Here is a 17,295-nt window from a genome sequence, read left to right on the forward strand (position 1 = left end):
GCGCGCTCGACGAGGTCGCTCCCGGCGTCCTCGTCGCGACGAGCGCGGTGTACGCGACGACGTCGACCGTGCTGGTCGGCCGGGCGGGCGCGTGCCTGCTCGTGGACCCGGGCGTGACCGCGGACGAGCTGGTCGCACTGGCCGCCGAGCTCGACGCGCGTGCCCTCCGTCCTGTCGGCCGCGTCGTGACGCACGCGCACTGGGACCACGTGCTGACGACCCCGGCCTGGGTCGGCTTGCCCGCATGGCGGGGCCCGAGCGACGACCGGGTCGGGGCGGCGTCGGCGGACGCCTTCGCACCAGGCTCGTGGCCGAGAGCGCTCGAGGCCGAGCGCGACGCGGACGCTCACCTCGCGGCCGTGGCGGGCGGCCGGCCGGCGGTCCTGGCGGAGCCGCCGCTCCCCTGCCCCGGCGCGGTCGCGCCGGACGGCGGCGTCGAGCTCGCGTGGCACGGCCCGCGGACCCGCTTGCTCCGGACCCCCGGCCATGCGCCGGAGCACACGTCGGTGTGGCTGCCCGAGCTCCGCGTGCTCCTGGCCGGCGACCTGCTCTCGGACACCGAGGTCCCGCTCCTCGACACCGCCGCGCCGGACGCGCTCAGCACGTACGGCGTGACGCTCGACCGGCTGCGCGCGCTCGGGGCGGGCGTCGTCGTGCCGGGCCACGGCTCGGTGGCCCACGGACGAGACGTCGCCGCGCGCGTCGCGGCCGACCTCACGTACCTGCGCGATCTCGCGGCGAGCCGCGAGCCGGACGACGCGCGGCTCGAGACGCCGTGGGTCGCGGCCGAGCACGCCCGGCAGCGGACCGCGCTGCGGGTGTGACGAGCCGCCCGGCGGCTCGCGGTCGCGCCGGCGGTGGGTGCGACGATGGGGGCATGGGATGGCCCGTCGTCGTCGCGATCGTCGTGGGCGTGGCGCTGCTGCTGCTCGGCCTCGACCGCGCCGTCGCGCGCGGGTGGTTCGACCGGCGACGGCCGCGGCCGGTCCGCGTGCCGTCCGGCTCGGCGGCGTCCGGCATGTTCGACGGGATCCTCGACGTGTTCCAGCCGGGGCACGCGAACCTCGTGGCCGAGCAGGAGCGGCAGAAGCTGGACATCCGGCAGTCCGGCGACGACGCGCCGCCGTTCGACCTCGACTCGGGTGTGGTCCGCCTCGACCGGCCGACGCGTACCGTCCCGCCGCCGGACGCCTGAGTGCCGACGCGCGCGTGTCGGTGGCCGGCCGTAGCGTGCCCGGCATGGCCCCCGTCGTCTCGCACCTCTCGATCGACTGCGCCGACCCGCACGCCCAGGCCCGCTGGTGGGCCGAGGCCCTGGGCTGGGATCACGTCTGGGACCCGGACGAGGACGACGACGAGGTGGCCATCGCGCCGCCCGACAGGGCCGCGACCGGCTGGCTGTTCCTGCGCGTGCCCGACGTCAAGAGCGTGAAGAACCGGCTGCACGCCGACCTGCGCCCCCCGGACGGTTCCGACCAGGCGACCGAGCTGGCGCGGTTGCTCGAGCTCGGCGCGACGCAGGTGGACATCGGCCAGGGCGACGTGACGTGGCAGGTGCTCGCGGACCCGGAGGGCAACGAGTTCTGCCTGCTGCGCTCGACGCCGTCGCAGCTGGCCGCCGCGCTCGCCGCCCAGCCGCCGGGCTGACGTCGTCGCCGCGGCGGGGACGTTCACGAACCCCGTCCGCGGCCTCCACGCCCCACGGCCGTGGTCGGCCCCGCCCGGCGTGTTTGCTGGTCACGTGCCCGACGCTGCGCTGCCGACGCCCCCTCGCCACCCGCGCTCCGAGCTCACCGTCGTCGAGGCGCGCATCGACGCCTGGGCGAACCGCCGGCTCGCGCGCGTGGGCGCGGGCCGCGTCGCACGTGCGCTCGTCGAACTCGTCGTCTTCGTCCTCAAGCAGGGCTGGGCCGCGGTGTTCGGCGGCGCGATGCTGGCGGCGATCGCGCTGGCGCACGTCGCGTACCCCGACTCCCCGCCGCTCGCGCGCAACGACGCGCTGACGCTCGTCGCGGTCGGCCTCCAGGTGGCGATGCTCGCGTCCCGGCTCGAGACGCTGCGCGAGCTGCGCGTCGTGCTCGTGTTCCACGTCGTCGGCACGGCCATGGAGCTGTTCAAGACCGACGCCGGCTCCTGGTCGTACGCGACGGACGGCGTGCTGCGGATCGGCGCCGTCCCCCTCTTCTCCGGCTTCATGTATGCCGCCGTCGGCTCCTACCTGGTCCGCGTGTTCCGGATCTTCGACCTGCGCTTCGACGGGTACCCGCGCCGGTCTCTCGCCGCGGTGGTCGCGGCTGCGGCGTACGCCAACTTCTTCACGCACCGCTGGGTCGCCGATGTGCGGTGGTGGCTCGTCGCCGCCGTCGTGGTGGTGTTCGGCCGCTGCACCATGCACTACCGCGTGCACCGCGGGCGTCATCGGATGCCGGTGGTCGTCGCCTTCGGCCTGGTGGCGTGCGCGATCTGGGCCGCCGAGAACGTCGCGACCCGGTTCGGCGCGTGGGCGTACCCGAGCCAGGTCGTCGCGTGGCACCCGGTGGGCATCGGCAAGGTCGGCTCGTGGTTCCTGCTGATGCTGATCTCGGTGGCGCTCGTCACCTGGGTCTATCCGCCTCGACCTCTCGCCGGGGCGACCGCAGAGCCCGCGACGGCGCCTGCGCCGGCGCCGGCGACGAGCCGCGCCGCGGCGGCCGACGCCTGAGGCGCCCCCGAACCGAGGGGCGCACGCGGCCATCCGGCTGACATCACACGGCGGGTGGCGACCCGGCACGGTCGTCGCTCGTACACTTGTTCGACATGAGCGGCGTCGACTGGAGGGGCAACGCCCCGAGCTGGGACCAGACGCGGCCGCAGTGGCAGAAGGTCCGCAACGAGCGCCCGATCCCGCCGCGCGAGTCGCAGCAGACCATCTGGCCGCCGATCCGCGTCACCGCGTGGATCGTCTGGGAGCACGACGGGCTCGAGCTGATCGACACGACCGCCCACCTCTACGCCGGCCGGGACGTGCAGGTCGAGCTCGTCGACGCAAGGCGCGAGCAGATCAAGTGGGTGTGGCTCGCGTCGCAGGACGTGCGGCGGCGGTAGGGGTCTCAGGCTCGTCTGCGCCCGGGTCTGGGAGCTCGAACCGTGGCCGCCCGTGCCGGAGCGGCCTACTCTGACGAGCGCGTTGTGCAGCAGCGCGGCAGGGCGTCCCGGAGGGAACCACCATGACGTCGGACTTCCACGGCTCGACGTCGGCCCGCGCCGCGGCGGTTCGCCAGGCAGCTCGTGAAGACGCGCTCCCGTGGAGCGCGAGCGAGCAGTCGGTCCGGACCAGCGCGAGCCGCCGCGGCCTGAGGCTGGCGAAGCGCGACGGACGTGGGATACCGGCCGGTGTGTCGTCGACCTACTGGCTCGTCGACACGGACAACGGCGTCACCGTCTATCCCGCCGGCGACGACCTCGGGGACTCGCTGGGCGGCATCGCCGCGTGGCTGGCCAACCCCATGTGGGGATCCCGCGGCCGTCCCCGGCGCAGGTGAGCGGAACGACCTAGCGGCGTGTCCGCAGGTCAGGGCCCTAAGGGCGGATGAGTCAGTCGATACGCCGGGTTGCGGGCATCATGCCGCTGACCTGCGACGACGTGCGCTTGGGGGCTCCACGTCAGCGCCGGGGAGTCACGAGCGGCGAGTCCGCAGCAGACCAGTGGTCCGGGTTGCTGTACGGGCACGTGAAGTCGGTGCACTGCGGTCTGCTCCGCGCGTAGTCGGGCACACCATCGGATCCTTCGTTGACCCACGCGAGCCGGACACGGGTTCGGCCGCAGCCGGGGCAGTAGCGCACATACGCACGACGCGCGCTCGTCCATGCCGTGAGGCTACGAAGGATCACGCGACGACCGCCTGACGTGGGCGTGCTGTACGTTTCCGCCACCGGCGGCGCGCTCGCGTGAGCCGACCCCGAGAGGAAGCGCGATGGCCGGCATTGTCGTTCTGTGCGTCGTTGTCGCTGCGTGCACCGTCGCGCCGGCGCTTCGAGGCGAGATCTCGTGGGTCGAGCGCGCGGCGTGGGCTGTGCCGCCGGTGGCCGCCTTGCTCTTCACGTGGTCGCAGGGCATGGGCTTCCACCCGCTGGTCTTCACGTTCGTCCCGAGCCTGATCGCGCGGTTCGTGATCGAGGACCGCATGCGTCGTCGGGGGCTGGCGAGCGAATAGGTCGTCACGCCTGGACCGGCGGCGCGTCGTCCGGGTTCGCGAACACGGGGCAGTCGGGCAGGTGACCCCACTCGGAATCCAGGATGCTGCCGTGCCCGTCGGTGTGGAGCAGCACGCCAAGCTCGGGACAGGTGCAGACGCTCATCGTGCAGGCGAGCGCTGTGACGAAGTCCCGCACGGTCTTGCTGTTCTCGATGTCGCGCTGAGCCTCAGCCACGACCGGACCTCCGCGCGCTCTGTGACCGGCGCCCACGCGAGTCCGTCAAGACGGTGCAGGAGCGTCTCGGGCACGCGTCTGCCACCGAGACGCTCGACACGTACGCGCACCTCTGGCCGGACTCTCACGACCGCACGAGAGAAGCCGTCGAGAGCGTTCTCGGCGCGAATCCTGCGGACTCTCTGCGGACTAGCAGCGTCGGCGTCTAGCGTTTCCGCAGGTCAGAGCCCGAAGGGCGGATGAGTCAGTCGATACGCCGGGTTCTGTCCCCGCGCCGGGTTGCCCCAGCGCGGGTGGCGGCCATCCCTCTACGACGTACGTTGCCGCACGCCTCCAGCGGCCTACCCGGGAGCTCGGGCGGGCAGCCCTCGAACGCTCCCTGTCTGGCCTTGCTCCGGGTGGGGTTTACCTAGCCGCACCGGTCGCCCGGTGCGCTGGTGGTCTCTTGCACCACCGTTTCACCCTTACCGCGCCCTCCGGCGAACCGGACGACGCGGCGGTCTGTTCTCTGTGGCACTGTCCCGCGGGTCACCCCGGGTGGGTGTTACCCACCACCCTGCCCTGCGGAGCCCGGACGTTCCTCGGCAGGCCCGAAGGCCCGACGCGACCGCCTGACTGACTCATCCGCGTCGCCGAGTCTAGGGCCGTCGCGGCGGTCGCGCGGCGCTCGACGCCTTAGGGTCGGGGCGTGCTGCTGCTCCTGCCGCCGTCCGAGGGCAAGACCGCGCCGCGCCGCGGGGCGGCCGTCGACCTCGACGGGCTCTCCTCCCCCGGTCTGACCCCGCTGCGCCGCAAGGTGCTCGACGCGCTCGCGGAGGTCAGCGCGCGGTCCGACGCGGCGACGGTGCTGGGCGTCGGGGCCAGCCTCGAGGCCGAGGTCGCACGCAACGTGCAGCTGTCCACCGCACCCACGGCTCCGGCCGCCCGCGTCTACACCGGCGTCCTGTACGCGGCGGCGGGCCTCGATCGCCTGACGGCGGCGCAGCGGCGGCGTGCGCACGAGTCGGTGCGGGTCGTCTCGGGGTTGTGGGGCGTCGTCGCACCCGGTGACGCGATCCCGGCCTACCGGCTTTCGATGGGCACCGACCTGCCGGGGGTCGGCCCCCTCGCGGCGGCGTGGCGTGACGCGCTCGCCGCGGAGCTCGACCCGCGCGCGCAGGGCGACCTCGTGGTCGACGCACGCTCGGCCGCGTACCTCGCCGCGTGGCACCCGCCGCGCGGGACCGCGTGGGTGACCGTCCGCGTCGAGCGCGACACCGACGGAGTCCGCCAGGTGGTGTCGCACCACGCGAAGCACACGCGCGGCGTGCTGACCCGGCACCTGCTCACGCGCCGCGCCCGACTGCCGCGAACCGCGGACGAGCTGGCCCGCGCCGCCCGCGAGCTGGTCGGCCCGGAGCTCGTCGACGTCGAGCTCGGGCCGGCCGTCTCCCGCGGTGCCCGCACCCTGACCCTCGTCGTGGCCTGACGCGTCGCCGTGGCCGCCCGGCGTCGTCGGTTCCCGTGGTGGGCCCTCGCGTGCGTCGTCATCGCCGTCGTCCTGGTCACCGGCGCGCTGCCGGCTGACGACGCCCGCGAGCTCGCTAACCGCACGGTACCGGTGCTCGTGTTCGTCGCGGCGTTGACCGTCGTCGCCGAGCTCTGCGCGGGCGCCGGGCTGTTCGACGCCGCCGCGTCGCTCGCGGCGCGCGTCGCGCACGGCCGCCGATGGGCCCTGTGGGTCCTCGTGGTCGTGCTGGCGACGCTGAGCACCGCGGTCCTGTCGCTCGACACGGCCGCGGTGCTGCTGACGCCCGTCGTCATCTCGCTGGCCCGCCGGAGCAAGACGCCGCCGCTGGTGCCGGCGCTCGCGGTGCTGGCGCTCGCGAACACCGCGTCGCTCGTGCTGCCGGTGTCGAACCTGACGAACCTGCTCGCGGACCACACGTTCCAGCAGCAGGACATCGGGTTCGTCGGCCTGATGTGGGCGCCCGCCCTCGCCGCCATCGTCCTGACGGTGGTCCTGCTCGGCGTCCGCGACCGGCACGCGCTGGCCGGGCGGTTCGAGACGCACCCGGCCCGGCGGCCGGCCGACGCGGTGCTGCTCCGGGTCACGGCGGGCGTCACGGCCGCCATCGCCGTCGCGTTCGCCGCCGGCGCTCCGCCCGCGCCGGTCGGAGCCGCGGCGGCTGCCGTGCTGCTCCTCGTCACGCTCGCGCGCCGGCGACCGCTGCCCGTGCCGGCCCGCGACCTCGTGCCGTGGCGCACGATCCTCGTCGTCGCCGCGCTGTTCACGGTCGTCGAGACGGCGCACGCCCACGGCCTCGGCACGGTGCTGGCCCGCGCCGCGGGTCAGGGCGACGGGTTCCCCGAGCTGCTGCGGCTGGCGGCGGTCGGGGCGCTCGCCGCGAACGGCGTCAACAACCTGCCGGCGTTCCTCGCGCTCGAGCCCGCGGCGGGCACCGACCCGCTGCGGCTGGCGGCGCTGCTGATCGGCACGGGCGTGGGACCGCTCGTGACCCCCTGGGGCTCGCTGGCGACGATCCTCTGGTGGCAGCGCTGCCGGCAGGTGCTGCTCGACGTGCGCGCGCGGACGATCGTGCTCCAGGGGTTGCTCGTCGCCCCGGTCGTCGTGGTGGGGGCGGTCGCGGCGCTGGTCGTCGTGCACTGACGGGCCGCACCACCGCACCCGCCGCGGCTAGGGCCCCCAGCCCTCGCTCGGTGCCCCCGCGACCGCGATCTCGTGCCGCTTGTCGCTGAACAGCCGCACGATGCTCACCGACGCCGGCGCGACCCGCAGCTGGCTCCACGACGACGGCTGCGCGCCCATCGCCACCCCGAGCGCCGCGCGGATCGCGACCGCGTGGCTGACCACGACGACCGTGCGCCCGCCGCCGCCGGCGAGCAGCTCGTCGAACCCGCGCCGCAGCCGCACGCCGACGTCGGCGATCGACTCGCCGCCCGGCGGCCGCACGTCGGCCTTGGTGTGCCACGGCGCGAGCTGCCCCGGCCACCGCGCCTCGATCTCCTCGGCCGTCAGGCCCTGCCACTCGCCGAAGTCCGCCTCCTGGAACGTGGCGTCCACGCGCACGCCGAGACCGAGCCGATCGGCGATGATCCCCGCGGTCTCCTGCGTCCGCACCATCGGCGACGCGACCACCTCGCTCGGGAACTCGATGTCGCCCCACAGGTCACGACCGACCCGTTCGACGAGCGCCGCGGCGGCCCGAGCCTGCCGCCGGCCGACCTCGTCGAGCGACGGTCCCGGCTCGCCGGAGCCGGAGTACCCGCGCGCGACGGTCATGCTCGTCTGGCCGTGCCGGACGAGCACGACCGTCACTGGCAGGTCCTCGTCGAACCGCACGCCCGCGCCCGACGGGCGGGGCGCTCGACCCGTCCCGGGCTCCGGCAGTGCCGCGCCGGCGGGACCGACCGCGCCCGAGACGTCCTCCTGCTCGCTCACCCCGGCAGTCTCGCGACCGGGCCGGCCGGGCGCCACCGGGGAGCGACGCCGACGGTCGGCGCCCACCTCTCCCGCCAGGGTCCGTCAGGCCTCGTCGGCTCCGCGGACGAGGATCCGGCCGCACTCCTCGCAGCGCACGACCTGGTCGGCGGACGCCGCGCGGATCGTGTCGAGGTCGAGCGGGTTGAGCTCGAGCCGGCAGCCTTCGCAGCGGTTGCCGCGCAGGCGTGCCGCGCCCTGGCCGCCGAGCTGACCGCGCAGGCGCTCGTAGAGGGCGACCAGTCCCGCGTCGAGCCCGTCGACCGCTTTGGCGCGCTGCGCGCGCACCTGCTCGGCCTCCGCGTCGATCGTCGCGACCGCGGTGTCGCGCTCCCCCTCGACCACGGTGCGCTGCCCGACGAGCTGCTCGTGCGCCGAGCTGACGTCGGCGAGCGCCTTCTCATGCGCCTCGAGCCGCTCCATCACCTCGAGCTCGACCTCCTCGAGGTCGCCCTGGCGGCGCGCGAGCGACTCGAGCTCGCTCGTCAGCGCCTGCAGGTCCTTCGCCGTGCCCTGGCCGGAGTCGATGCGGGCCTGGTCGCGCGCGGCGCGCGACCGCACCTGCTCGACGTCGGCCTCGGCCTTCGCGACCTCGCGGCGCAGGTCCTCGACGGCGGTTCGCGACGTGACGAGCGCGGTGTGCAGGTCGCCGACCTGGCCCTCGAGCTCCGCGATGCGCGCCAGCTCCGGCAGCGTGCGGCGCTTGTGGGCGAGCTGGTCGAGCCGGGTGTCGAGCTCCTGCACGTCGAGCAGGCGGCGCTGGTCGGCAGCGGGGGCAGTGGCCACGAGGGTCCTTCCGGGTGGGACGAGCGGGTGCCGAGGTCCGGCGTCAGGCCTGCGGGGACGGGACGTGCCCGGTCCACGGATCGGTACGCCGGGTGCTCACGCGGGTCTCCACCGTAAGGCCTGCGGCGGCGGCGTCGGCCTCGAGCGTCCGCGCCGCGCGAGCGAGCCACGGCCACTCGGACGCGAAGTGCGCGGTGTCGACGAGGTACGGCCGTCCGCCGGCCTCGTGCGCCGCGCGCTCGCGCTGCTCCAAGGCAGGGTGATGGCGGAGGTCCGAGGTCACGTAGGCGTCGACCGCGGCCGCGCGGACCGCGTCGAACAATGAGTCCCCGCTGCCGCCGACCACGGCCACGCGCGTGACGAGGCCCCCGGGGTCGCCCGCGTACCGGATGCCCTGCGGCGTCGCCGGCAGCGCCTCGGCCACCCGCCGCGCGAACGCGGTGAGCGGCTCGGGCTCCGCGAGCCGACCGACCCGTCCGGTCCCGGTCGCGCCGGGCCAGGACGCGAGCTCCAGCACGTCGAACGACGGCTCCTCGTACGGGTGCGCCGCGCGCATCGCGGCGACCACCGCACCCCGCAGCCGGCGCGGTGCCACCATCTCGACGCGCGCCTCGTCGAGCCGCTCCGTCTGGCCGACGCTGCCGATCGCGGGCCGAGCGCCCGGGCCGGGCGTGAACGTCCCCTCACCCGTCGTCACCCACGCGCAGCGCGTGTACGCGCCGATCGCCCCAGCACCGGCCGCAGCCAGCGCGTCGACGAGCACCTCGGACGCGTCCACCGGGACGAACACCACGTGCTTGTCGAGCGGCTCCGCCGGGACCGGGACGAGCGGCTCGGTGTCCACCAGCCCGAGCACGTCAGCGAGTGCGTCGGCCACCCCGCCGGTTGCCGCGTCTGCGTTCGTGTGCGCCGCGTAGAGACCGACCCCGCCGCGGACCAGCCGGTGCAGCAGAGCGCCCTTGAACGTCGTCGCCGCCATCGAGTGCACCGGACGCAGCAGCAGCGGGTGGTGCGTGACGACGAGGTCGGCGCCCCACTCGAGCGCCTCGTCGGCAACCTCGGCCACGGGGTCGACGGCGAACAGCACGCGCCGCACGGCGTCGGCGGGTTCGCCGACGACCAGACCGACCGCGTCCCACTGCTCGGCGGTCGCCGGCGGGTACCGCCGCTCGAGCCATCCCACGACGTCGGCCAGCCGCGCTCCACTCACGCCGCGAACCTACCGGCAGCGCGCGGGCCCTGTGCCGGATCCCGCCGCCGGTGACGAACGCACACTCGGCGCCAGGCGCGCTCCTCGAGGCGCGCGGCTCGGCGGAATGGGCCGGTTCCGCGCGTCCCGGCCGCGTGCCGGCGTCACGTGCCGGCGCACGGCGCCCGCGTCAGGCGTCCGCGACCTCCACCGCGTCGCCGACGGCGACCCGCCCGGTCGTCACCGGCACCATGCGCACGCCGAACCAGGTCTTGCCGTCCCACCGCCGGTGCCGCGCGAGCGTCCGGATCGGCTCCTTGCCGGTGCGGAGCGTCTCGAGGTCGATGGTCGTCATCACGCACCGGTCGCACTGCTCGGCGAACCGCAGCTCGACGTCGCCGACGCGCATCGAGCGCCAGGCGTCCTCGGCGAACGGCTCGTCCGCCCCGTCGACGACGAGGTTCGGCCGGAACCGCTCCATCGGCAGCGTGGCGTGCTCGGGATGGGCCTCGCGGATCCAGGCGTTCAGGCGCTCCATCGACGCGGTCGTCGTGACGAGCAGCGGGCCGTCGTCGGCGAAGCTGAGCGTGTCGCCGGGACGGCCACCGTGCTCGGGGGCGACGGACCGCCGCGTCGGGTCGTCCAGCCAGACGAGCCGCGCCGGCCGGTCCAGCGCCCGCGTGAGCCAGGCGTCCGCAGCCTCACCCGCGGGAGTCGCGGTGCCGACCCGCGACAGGCCGACCTCGATGCGCTCGACGTCCGTGCCCGGGGCCTCGACGTGCAGGTCGGGCAGCCCGGCGGCGCTCAGCCGCAGCCCGGCGGCGCCGTCGGCCACGGCGCGGACGCCGAGCATGGGCGGGTGCTTGCGCGCCGTGAGGTTCGACCCGTCGTGCTCGATCACCATCCAGCGCCGGTCGCCGCGCAGGCCCTGCCGCTCGACGTCGGCGGCGCCGACGTCCATGCCGCGGAGCGACTTCACGGGGTACACGTGGAGCGAGGCGATGCGCACCGGGAGAGGTTAGCCGCGCGGGCACCGTGCGCGACCGCGCCGACGCGCACGGTGTGGGCCCGGCCGGTTTCGAACCGGCGACCTCCGCGGTGTAAGCGCGGCGCTCTGACCAGCTGAGCTACAGGCCCCTCGTCGCGGAGGCGTGCGGCCCCGCGAACGGCGGCTCAGCCTACCGGCCCGTCGGCCGTCGGAACGGCCCACGCGGGTGCCCGGGACGGGCCGCGAGCCCACCGGCGCGGCCGCTACAACGCGGCGAGCGCCTCGCGGTACGCGGCGATCGGCCGCGCCTGCCCCGCCTCGTTCACGACGGCCCACCGCACGACGCCGTCGGCGTCGATCAGGAATGACCCGCGGTTCGCGCGGCCCCGGACCGCGTCGAACACGCCGTAGGCCTGCGCCGCGGCACCGTGCGGCCAGAAGTCCGAGAGCAGGTCGAACTGGTAGCCCTCTGCCTCGGCCCACGCACGCAGGGAGAACATCGGGTCGCACGAGACGACGAGCAGGCGGACGCCCGCCGTGTCGAACGCCGCAAGGTTGTCCCGCAGCTCGCACAGCTCGCCCGTGCACGTGCCCGAGAACGCGAACGGCACGAACACCACGCACACGGGGGCGCCGCGCAGCGCGGAGAGCGCCACGGGTGTGCCGTGCGTGTCGGGGAGCGTGAAGTCGGGGGCGACGTCGCCCGCGACGGGGCTCACTTGCCGCGTCCGCGCGTCCCGAGCCGCGTCGCGGACCAGTCCGGCGCGATCGACATCGTGCTCATCGCGTGCAGGCCCGAGGTCGTCGCGGCCTCCTCGATGTCGCTGTGCGACACGTGGCCCGGCCGGCCGGCCTTCGGAGTGAGCACCCAGATCGGGCCGCTGTCGTCCAGCACCGTCATCGCGTCGACGAGCGCGTCGGTCAGGTCGCCGTCGTCCTCGCGGAACCAGATGATGGCGCCGTCCGTCACGTCGTCGTAGTCCTCGTCGACCAGGTCGTTGCCGGTGACGGCCTCGAGCCCGGTACGGAGCTCCTCGTCCACGTCGTCGTCGTAGCCGAGCTCCTGGACCACCTGCCCTGCGGTGAAACCCAGACGCGCGGCCGCCTGCGCGGCGTCGTCCGTGGTGGATGACACGTCCCGACCGATCCTCTCGTCGTGCTCTCGCCCACGTCCGGGCGCCTGCCGATGCGGCACACGGTAGCCCACCGCATGCGCCTCGGCCCTGGCAAGAGCGCTGCACGGTGCAACGGACGTCACAGGAACCAGGCGGCCGCTTCGTGTGACTTTCGGGGCCGGTCGGACCGAGAATGGGGCGTTACCCGCCACCCGCCGGAGCGCAGACGCACGCGCCGCGCAGGGAGCGGCCGAGAAGCGCAACGACGCCTCACCGGCATCCGCGCGCGGACGAGAGCAAGGAGCACTGGTGGCTTCGATCGACGAGACGGGACCGCTCATCGGCGGCCTGCTCAGCCAGGTACCCGACATCGACCCGAACGAGACCGGCGAGTGGCTCGAGTCGCTCGACGGGCTCATCGACGACAAGGGCGGCCCCCGCGCGCGGTACGTGCTGCTGAGCCTGCTGCGCCACGCGCGCCAGCGGAACGTCGCGATCCCGGTGTCGATGAACACGCCGTACGTCAACACCATCGCGGTGCACGACGAGCCGTACTTCCCCGGCGACGAGAACATCGAGCGCCGTTACCGCTCGTGGAACCGCTGGAACGCGGCCGTCATGGTGACGCGCGCGCAGCGGCCCGGCATCGGCGTCGGCGGCCACATCTCCTCGTACGCGTCGGTCGCGACGCTGTACGAGGTCGGCCTCAACCACTTCTTCCGCGGCAAGGACCACGCGGGCGGCGGCGACCAGGTCTACTTCCAGGGCCACGCCTCCCCCGGCGTCTACGCCCGCGCGTACCTCGAGGGCCGGCTGAGCGAGCACCAGCTCGACGGGTTCCGCCAGGAGCTGTCGCACCCGGGCGGCGGCCTGCCGTCGTACCCGCACCCGCGTCTCGCGCCCAGCCTGTGGGAGTTCCCGACCGTCTCGATGGGCCTCGGCCCGTCCGGCGCGATCTACCAGGCGTGGACGAACAAGTACCTGCACAACCGCGGCATCAAGGACACGAGCCAGCAGGACGTCTGGGCGTTCCTCGGCGACGGCGAGATGGACGAGCCCGAGAGCCGCGGCCTGATCCACCTCGCGGCGCAGCAGAACCTCGACAACCTGACGTTCGTCGTCAACTGCAACCTGCAGCGCCTCGACGGCCCGGTCCGCGGCAACGGCAAGATCATCCAGGAGCTCGAGGCCGAGTTCCGAGGCGCCGGCTGGAACGTCATCAAGGTGATCTGGGGCCGCGAGTGGGACGTCCTGCTCAACGCCGACAAGGACCGGGCGCTCGTCAACCTGATGAACGTCACGCCGGACGGCGACTACCAGACGTACCGGGCCGAGGACGGCGCGTTCATCCGCGAGCACTTCTTCGGGCGCGACCCGCGCACGAAGGCGCTCGTCGAGAACATGACGGACGACGAGATCTGGGCGCTCAAGCGCGGCGGCCACGACTACCGGAAGATCTACGCGGCCTACAAGTCGGCCCGCGAGCACACCGGCCAGCCGACGGTCATCCTCGCGCACACGATCAAGGGCTACGGCCTGGGCTCGGGCTTCGCCGGGCGCAACGCGACGCACCAGATGAAGAAGCTCAAGGGCGACGACCTCAAGATCCTGCGCGACACGCTGAAGATCCCCTTCACGGACGCGCAGCTCGAGGAGAACCCGTACCTGCCGCCGTACTACCACCCCGGCATGGACGACGAGGCGATCCAGTACATGCTCGAGCGCCGCCGCCAGCTCGGCGGGTTCGTGCCCGAGCGCCGGTCGACGTACAAGCCGCTGACGCTCCCGGAGCCGAAGGCGTACGAGGGCCTGGCGAAGGGTTCCGGCCACCAGGAGGTCGCCTCGACCATGGCGCTCGTGCGCCTGTTCAAGGACCTGCTGAAGGACAAGGAGATCGGACACCGACTGGTGCCGATCATCCCGGACGAGGCCCGCACGTTCGGCCTGGACTCGATCTTCCCGAGCGCCAAGATCTTCAACACGGTCGGCCAGCACTACCTCGCCGTGGACCGGAACCTCATGCTCTCCTACAAGGAGTCGGAGTCCGGCCAGATCATGCACACCGGGATCAACGAGGCCGGCTCGGCCTCGGCGTTCCAGGCGGTCGGCACGTCGTACGCGACGCACGGCGAGCCGCTGATCCCGTTCTACTTCTACTACTCGATGTTCGGGTTCCAGCGGACGGGCGACCAGTTCTGGGCGGCCGGCGACCAGATGGCCCGTGGCTTCCTGATCGGCGCCACGGCTGGTCGGACGACGCTGACCGGCGAGGGCCTGCAGCACGCCGACGGCCACTCGCCGCTCATCGCGGGCGCGATGCCGCACGTCGTGCACTACGACGCGGCATACGGCTACGAGCTGCGCCACATCGTGCGCGACGGCATCGAGCGCATGTACGGCCAGGACAACGGCGGCCGCGACCGCGACGTCGTCTACTACCTCACCGTCTACAACGAGCCGATGGTCCAGCCGGCCGAGCCCGAGGGGGTCGACGTCGAGGGCATCCTCAAGGGCATCCACCTCCTCTCGCCGGCCGAGGGCGACGGGCCGCGCGCCCAGATCCTCGCGTCGGGTGTCGGCGTGCCCTGGGCGCTCGAGGCGCAGAAGCTGCTCGCCGAGGACTGGGGCGTCCGCGCCGCGGTGTGGTCGGTGACGAGCTGGTCGGAGCTGCGGCGCGACGGCCTCGCCGCGGACGAGCGCAACTACCTGCACCCGGGCGAGGAGCGTCGCGAGGCGTACCTGACGACCAAGCTCGCGGGTGCCGAGGGGCCGTTCGTCGCGACGAGCGACTACGACCACCTGGTGCAGGACCAGATCCGGGCCTGGGTGCCCGGACGGTACGCGACGCTCGGCGCCGACGGGTTCGGCTTCTCCGACACCCGTGCGGCCGCACGTCGCCACTTCAAGATCGACGGCCCGTCCGTCGTGGTGCGCGTGCTCTCGGAGCTCGCACGCGACGGTGCCGTGGCCGCCGAGGCGCCGGCGCAGGCGATCGAGCGGTACCGCCTGCACGACGTGACGGCGGGCACCTCCGGCAACGCGGGCGGCGAGTCCTGACGGGCCGCACGGCCTGGACGACGAGGGCCGGGTCCTGCGGAGGCGTCCGCGGGGCCCGGCCCTCGTCGTTCGTCCGGGTGTGCGCGTGCCGTCGGTCCGCGCACACCACGCCGGCAGTCGTCAGGTGCCGGGGATGCGCTGCTCGGCCTGCGCGAGCGCCTGCTGGAGCTCGGTACGCAGACCTGCGACCGCCCCCTGGTCGGGGTAGAGGTCGAGCGAGCCGATGAACTGCTTCGCGTCGAGCGGCCGACCCGCCTCGATCGCGGCGTGCACCAGCTCGCGGGCGATCGTCGGGTCGTGCTCGCGCGGGTGCCAGTGACCGACGCCGAGCCCGAGCGCCGCGACCGGGTCGCCCGCCTGCCGCAGCAGCGCGAGCCCCTCCGCCAGCGCGCGGCCCGACGAGTCGCGCTCCGCGGCCGTCGTCAGGCGACGCAGCGTGCCCTCCCGGTCGTCCCGGACCGAGAGCCGCGCGACCTCGATGAGCGGGTACCAGGCCCGGGGGTTGCCGGCGAGCTCCTCGCCCAGCGACCACACCGCAAGGTCCGCGGCACGCTCGCGGTCCTCGCCTGGCGCGGTCAGCGGGTCGCCGTCCGGGCCGATCTCGGCGGCGCGCCGACGGACGATCTCGGCCAGCGCACGGAAGGCCCGCTCGTTGTTCGGGTCGTCGCTCAGCATCGAGCGCAGGGCGTCCTCGTGGAGCGTGTCGCCACGGCGCGCAGCAGTCGTCGGGCGGCGCGCGCCGACCCGCGATGCGGACGACGGGCGTCGCATGAGCTGACGCAGCCGAGGCAGGAGTGCCATGTCGTGACCCTAGCCGGAACGGGCCGCGAGCACCCGGCGTCGCGGTCCGACGACCCGCGGCGGAGCACCGGCCCGTTTGTCGACTTCCCACAACAACGCCCCTATGCTCGGCCCATGTCGAGCTCGCCCCGCTCTGCCGCGAACCCGGCCCGGCCGACCCCGGAGCCCACGCCCGACGCGGGTTCGACGCCGGCCCGTCGGCGGCGACCGGAGCCGCGTGCGCTCGCGCTCGACGGCCACGCGACGCCGGAGACGCAGCGGCGCGTCCGCGACGGAGCGGGACTTCTCGCCGCCGCTGCGATGCGGCGCCTCGACGAGGACCTCGACTGGTACCGCGCGCTCCCCGCGGAGGACCGCTCCTGGGTCGGCCTCGTCGCCCAGGCCGGCATCACGGCGTTCGTCACGTGGTTCGCCGACCCGTCGCGACCGCCGCACGGCGTGGGCGAGATCTTCGCCGGTGCGCCGCCCGAGCTGACGCGCTCCATCTCGCTGCAGCACACGCTGCAGCTCGTGCGCATCGTCGTCGACGTGGTCGAGACGCACAGCGACCGGCTCGCGGCACCGGGCGACGAGCGCGAGCTGCGCGAGGCAGTGCTGCGGTACTCGCGCGAGGTCGCGTTCTCCGCCGCCGAGGTCTACGCGCGGGCCGCCGAGGTGCGCGGCGCGTGGGACGCCCGGCTCGAGGCGCTGGTCGTGGACGCGCTGGTCCGGGGCGACGCGGACGACTCGATGCGCTCGCGCATCGCGGCGCTCGGCTGGAGCGGGCGCGGGTCGACGCTCGTCATGGTCGGGACGACGGCGTCGCCGCTCGACGAGGTGCGCGCCGCCGACCTGCGGCGGGCCACGCGGCGCGCCGCCGACGACGCGCTGGTCGGGATCCAGGGCGAGCGGCTCGTGCTGTTCCTGGGTGGCGAGGGCGACCTCCGCGCCGCGGCGGCGTCGCTGCTCCCCCGGTTCGGGCCGGGCCCGGTGGTGCTCGGGCCCGTCGTGACCGACCTCGCGGACGCGGCGCGGTCCGCGCGGGCGGCACTGGCCGGCCTGCAGGCGGCGCCCGCGTGGGAGCACGCGCCGCGCCCGGTCCAGGCCGACGAGCTGCTGCCCGAACGCGTGCTGGTCGGCGACCAGACCGCGCGCCGCGCCCTCATCGCCCAGGCCTACGCGCCGCTCGCGGCGAGCCAGGGCTCCCTGCTCGAGACCCTGTCCGCCTATCTCGGCACCGGCCGCTCGCTCGAGGCCGCGGCCCGGTCGCTGTACGTCCACCCGAACACCGTCCGGTACCGCCTGCGCCGCGTCTCGGACGTCACGGGGTGGGACCCGCTGGACGCCCGGGAGTCGTACGTCCTGCAGACCGCGCTTGCGCTCGGCCGGCTCGAGGCGGTGCGTCACCCGGACGACGCGGCCCACGCCTGAGTTGTAGGAGCCCCACAAGGTCGCTCCGCAAGCTTCGTGCTCGCCGTGACCCGGTCCG

General features: G+C 74.4%; 19 protein-coding genes, 1 tRNA gene and 1 other RNA gene. 11 read left to right on the forward strand and 10 right to left on the reverse strand.

Features of this window, described 5'->3' with window-relative positions; genetic code table 11:
* The first annotated feature begins 47 nt into the window (after positions 1-47).
* The 7 genes from QRT04_RS02010 (at position 48) to QRT04_RS02040 (ending at position 4,193) form a co-directional block, all read left to right on the forward strand.
* Complete coding sequence (locus QRT04_RS02010; RefSeq protein WP_289453216.1) at positions 48-824, forward strand: MBL fold metallo-hydrolase; 777 nt, start codon at positions 48-50, stop codon at positions 822-824.
* 53 nt (positions 825-877) lie between these two features.
* Positions 878-1,195: a DUF6191 domain-containing protein gene (locus tag QRT04_RS02015; RefSeq protein ID WP_289453217.1), complete on the forward strand. Its 318-nt coding sequence runs from the start codon at positions 878-880 to the stop codon at positions 1,193-1,195.
* A 44-nt stretch (positions 1,196-1,239) separates the two neighbouring features.
* Positions 1,240-1,647 carry a VOC family protein gene (locus QRT04_RS02020; RefSeq protein ID WP_289453218.1) on the forward strand — a complete coding sequence of 136 codons (408 nt, stop codon included), beginning with the start codon at positions 1,240-1,242 and terminating at the stop codon, positions 1,645-1,647.
* A 94-nt stretch (positions 1,648-1,741) separates the two neighbouring features.
* Positions 1,742-2,701, forward strand: a complete 960-nt coding sequence (locus QRT04_RS02025; protein ID WP_289453219.1) for a DUF817 domain-containing protein — start codon at positions 1,742-1,744, stop codon at positions 2,699-2,701.
* A gap of 95 nt (positions 2,702-2,796) precedes the next feature.
* Positions 2,797-3,084, forward strand: a complete 288-nt coding sequence (locus tag QRT04_RS02030) for a hypothetical protein (RefSeq protein WP_289453220.1) — start codon at positions 2,797-2,799, stop codon at positions 3,082-3,084.
* 122 nt (positions 3,085-3,206) lie between these two features.
* A complete protein-coding gene (locus QRT04_RS02035; RefSeq protein WP_289453221.1) occupies positions 3,207-3,521 on the forward strand; it encodes a hypothetical protein in 315 nt (104 codons plus the stop codon).
* A 432-nt stretch (positions 3,522-3,953) separates the two neighbouring features.
* Positions 3,954-4,193 (forward strand): hypothetical protein, encoded by a 240-nt coding sequence (locus QRT04_RS02040; RefSeq protein WP_289453222.1) that lies wholly within the window; start codon positions 3,954-3,956, stop codon positions 4,191-4,193.
* A gap of 4 nt (positions 4,194-4,197) precedes the next feature.
* Here QRT04_RS02040 and QRT04_RS02045 read toward each other — a convergent pair whose 3' ends face one another.
* On the reverse strand, positions 4,198-4,410 hold the full coding sequence (locus QRT04_RS02045; protein WP_289453223.1) for a hypothetical protein: 213 nt from the start codon (positions 4,408-4,410) through the stop codon (positions 4,198-4,200).
* Between the two features lie 236 nt (positions 4,411-4,646).
* Positions 4,647-5,033, reverse strand: an RNA gene (rnpB, locus tag QRT04_RS02050) — RNase P RNA component class A.
* A gap of 65 nt (positions 5,034-5,098) precedes the next feature.
* Here rnpB and QRT04_RS02055 point away from each other — a divergent pair.
* Both QRT04_RS02055 and QRT04_RS02060 read left to right on the forward strand, forming a co-directional pair.
* Positions 5,099-5,878, forward strand: coding sequence for a YaaA family protein (locus QRT04_RS02055; RefSeq protein WP_289453224.1), 780 nt, complete (start codon positions 5,099-5,101; stop codon positions 5,876-5,878).
* A 9-nt stretch (positions 5,879-5,887) separates the two neighbouring features.
* Positions 5,888-7,060: an SLC13 family permease gene (locus QRT04_RS02060; RefSeq protein WP_289453225.1), complete on the forward strand. Its 1,173-nt coding sequence runs from the start codon at positions 5,888-5,890 to the stop codon at positions 7,058-7,060.
* Positions 7,061-7,087: 27 nt separating this feature from the next.
* On the opposite strand, the gene QRT04_RS02065 is transcribed toward QRT04_RS02060, so the two are convergent.
* The 7 genes from QRT04_RS02065 to QRT04_RS02095 all read right to left on the reverse strand — a co-directional run bounded on the left by QRT04_RS02065 (position 7,088) and on the right by QRT04_RS02095 (position 11,989).
* Positions 7,088-7,852, reverse strand: a complete 765-nt coding sequence (locus tag QRT04_RS02065; protein WP_289453226.1) for a histidine phosphatase family protein — start codon at positions 7,850-7,852, stop codon at positions 7,088-7,090.
* 84 nt (positions 7,853-7,936) lie between these two features.
* Positions 7,937-8,677: a zinc ribbon domain-containing protein gene (locus QRT04_RS02070; RefSeq protein ID WP_289453227.1), complete on the reverse strand. Its 741-nt coding sequence runs from the start codon at positions 8,675-8,677 to the stop codon at positions 7,937-7,939.
* Between the two features lie 43 nt (positions 8,678-8,720).
* On the reverse strand, positions 8,721-9,887 hold the full coding sequence (locus QRT04_RS02075) for a Nif3-like dinuclear metal center hexameric protein (protein ID WP_289453228.1): 1,167 nt from the start codon (positions 9,885-9,887) through the stop codon (positions 8,721-8,723).
* A 169-nt stretch (positions 9,888-10,056) separates the two neighbouring features.
* Positions 10,057-10,875 (reverse strand): MOSC domain-containing protein, encoded by an 819-nt coding sequence (locus QRT04_RS02080; RefSeq protein ID WP_289453229.1) that lies wholly within the window; start codon positions 10,873-10,875, stop codon positions 10,057-10,059.
* 54 nt (positions 10,876-10,929) lie between these two features.
* Positions 10,930-11,003 (reverse strand) — tRNA-Val (locus tag QRT04_RS02085).
* A gap of 114 nt (positions 11,004-11,117) precedes the next feature.
* Positions 11,118-11,573, reverse strand: coding sequence for a peroxiredoxin (locus QRT04_RS02090; RefSeq protein ID WP_289453230.1), 456 nt, complete (start codon positions 11,571-11,573; stop codon positions 11,118-11,120).
* The gene (locus QRT04_RS02095; protein ID WP_289453231.1) at positions 11,570-11,989 is read right to left on the reverse strand and encodes a DUF3052 domain-containing protein; all 420 of its coding nucleotides are present in this window, start codon (positions 11,987-11,989) and stop codon (positions 11,570-11,572) included. The genes QRT04_RS02090 and QRT04_RS02095 overlap by 4 nt, the downstream gene beginning before the upstream one ends.
* Positions 11,990-12,278: 289 nt before the next feature.
* Between QRT04_RS02095 and aceE the strand changes: the two genes are divergently transcribed.
* Positions 12,279-15,026 carry a pyruvate dehydrogenase (acetyl-transferring), homodimeric type gene (aceE, locus tag QRT04_RS02100; RefSeq protein ID WP_289453232.1) on the forward strand — a complete coding sequence of 916 codons (2,748 nt, stop codon included), beginning with the start codon at positions 12,279-12,281 and terminating at the stop codon, positions 15,024-15,026.
* Between the two features lie 120 nt (positions 15,027-15,146).
* On the opposite strand, the gene QRT04_RS02105 is transcribed toward aceE, so the two are convergent.
* Positions 15,147-15,827: a hypothetical protein gene (locus QRT04_RS02105; RefSeq protein WP_289453233.1), complete on the reverse strand. Its 681-nt coding sequence runs from the start codon at positions 15,825-15,827 to the stop codon at positions 15,147-15,149.
* A 114-nt stretch (positions 15,828-15,941) separates the two neighbouring features.
* On the opposite strand from QRT04_RS02105, the gene QRT04_RS02110 reads away from it, so the two are divergent.
* The gene (locus tag QRT04_RS02110) at positions 15,942-17,237 is read left to right on the forward strand and encodes a PucR family transcriptional regulator (protein WP_289453234.1); all 1,296 of its coding nucleotides are present in this window, start codon (positions 15,942-15,944) and stop codon (positions 17,235-17,237) included.
* Positions 17,238-17,295 lie beyond the last annotated feature (58 nt).

The organism is Cellulomonas alba (genome assembly GCF_030362835.1).
Classification (GTDB): Bacteria; Actinomycetota; Actinomycetes; order Actinomycetales; family Cellulomonadaceae; genus Cellulomonas; species Cellulomonas alba.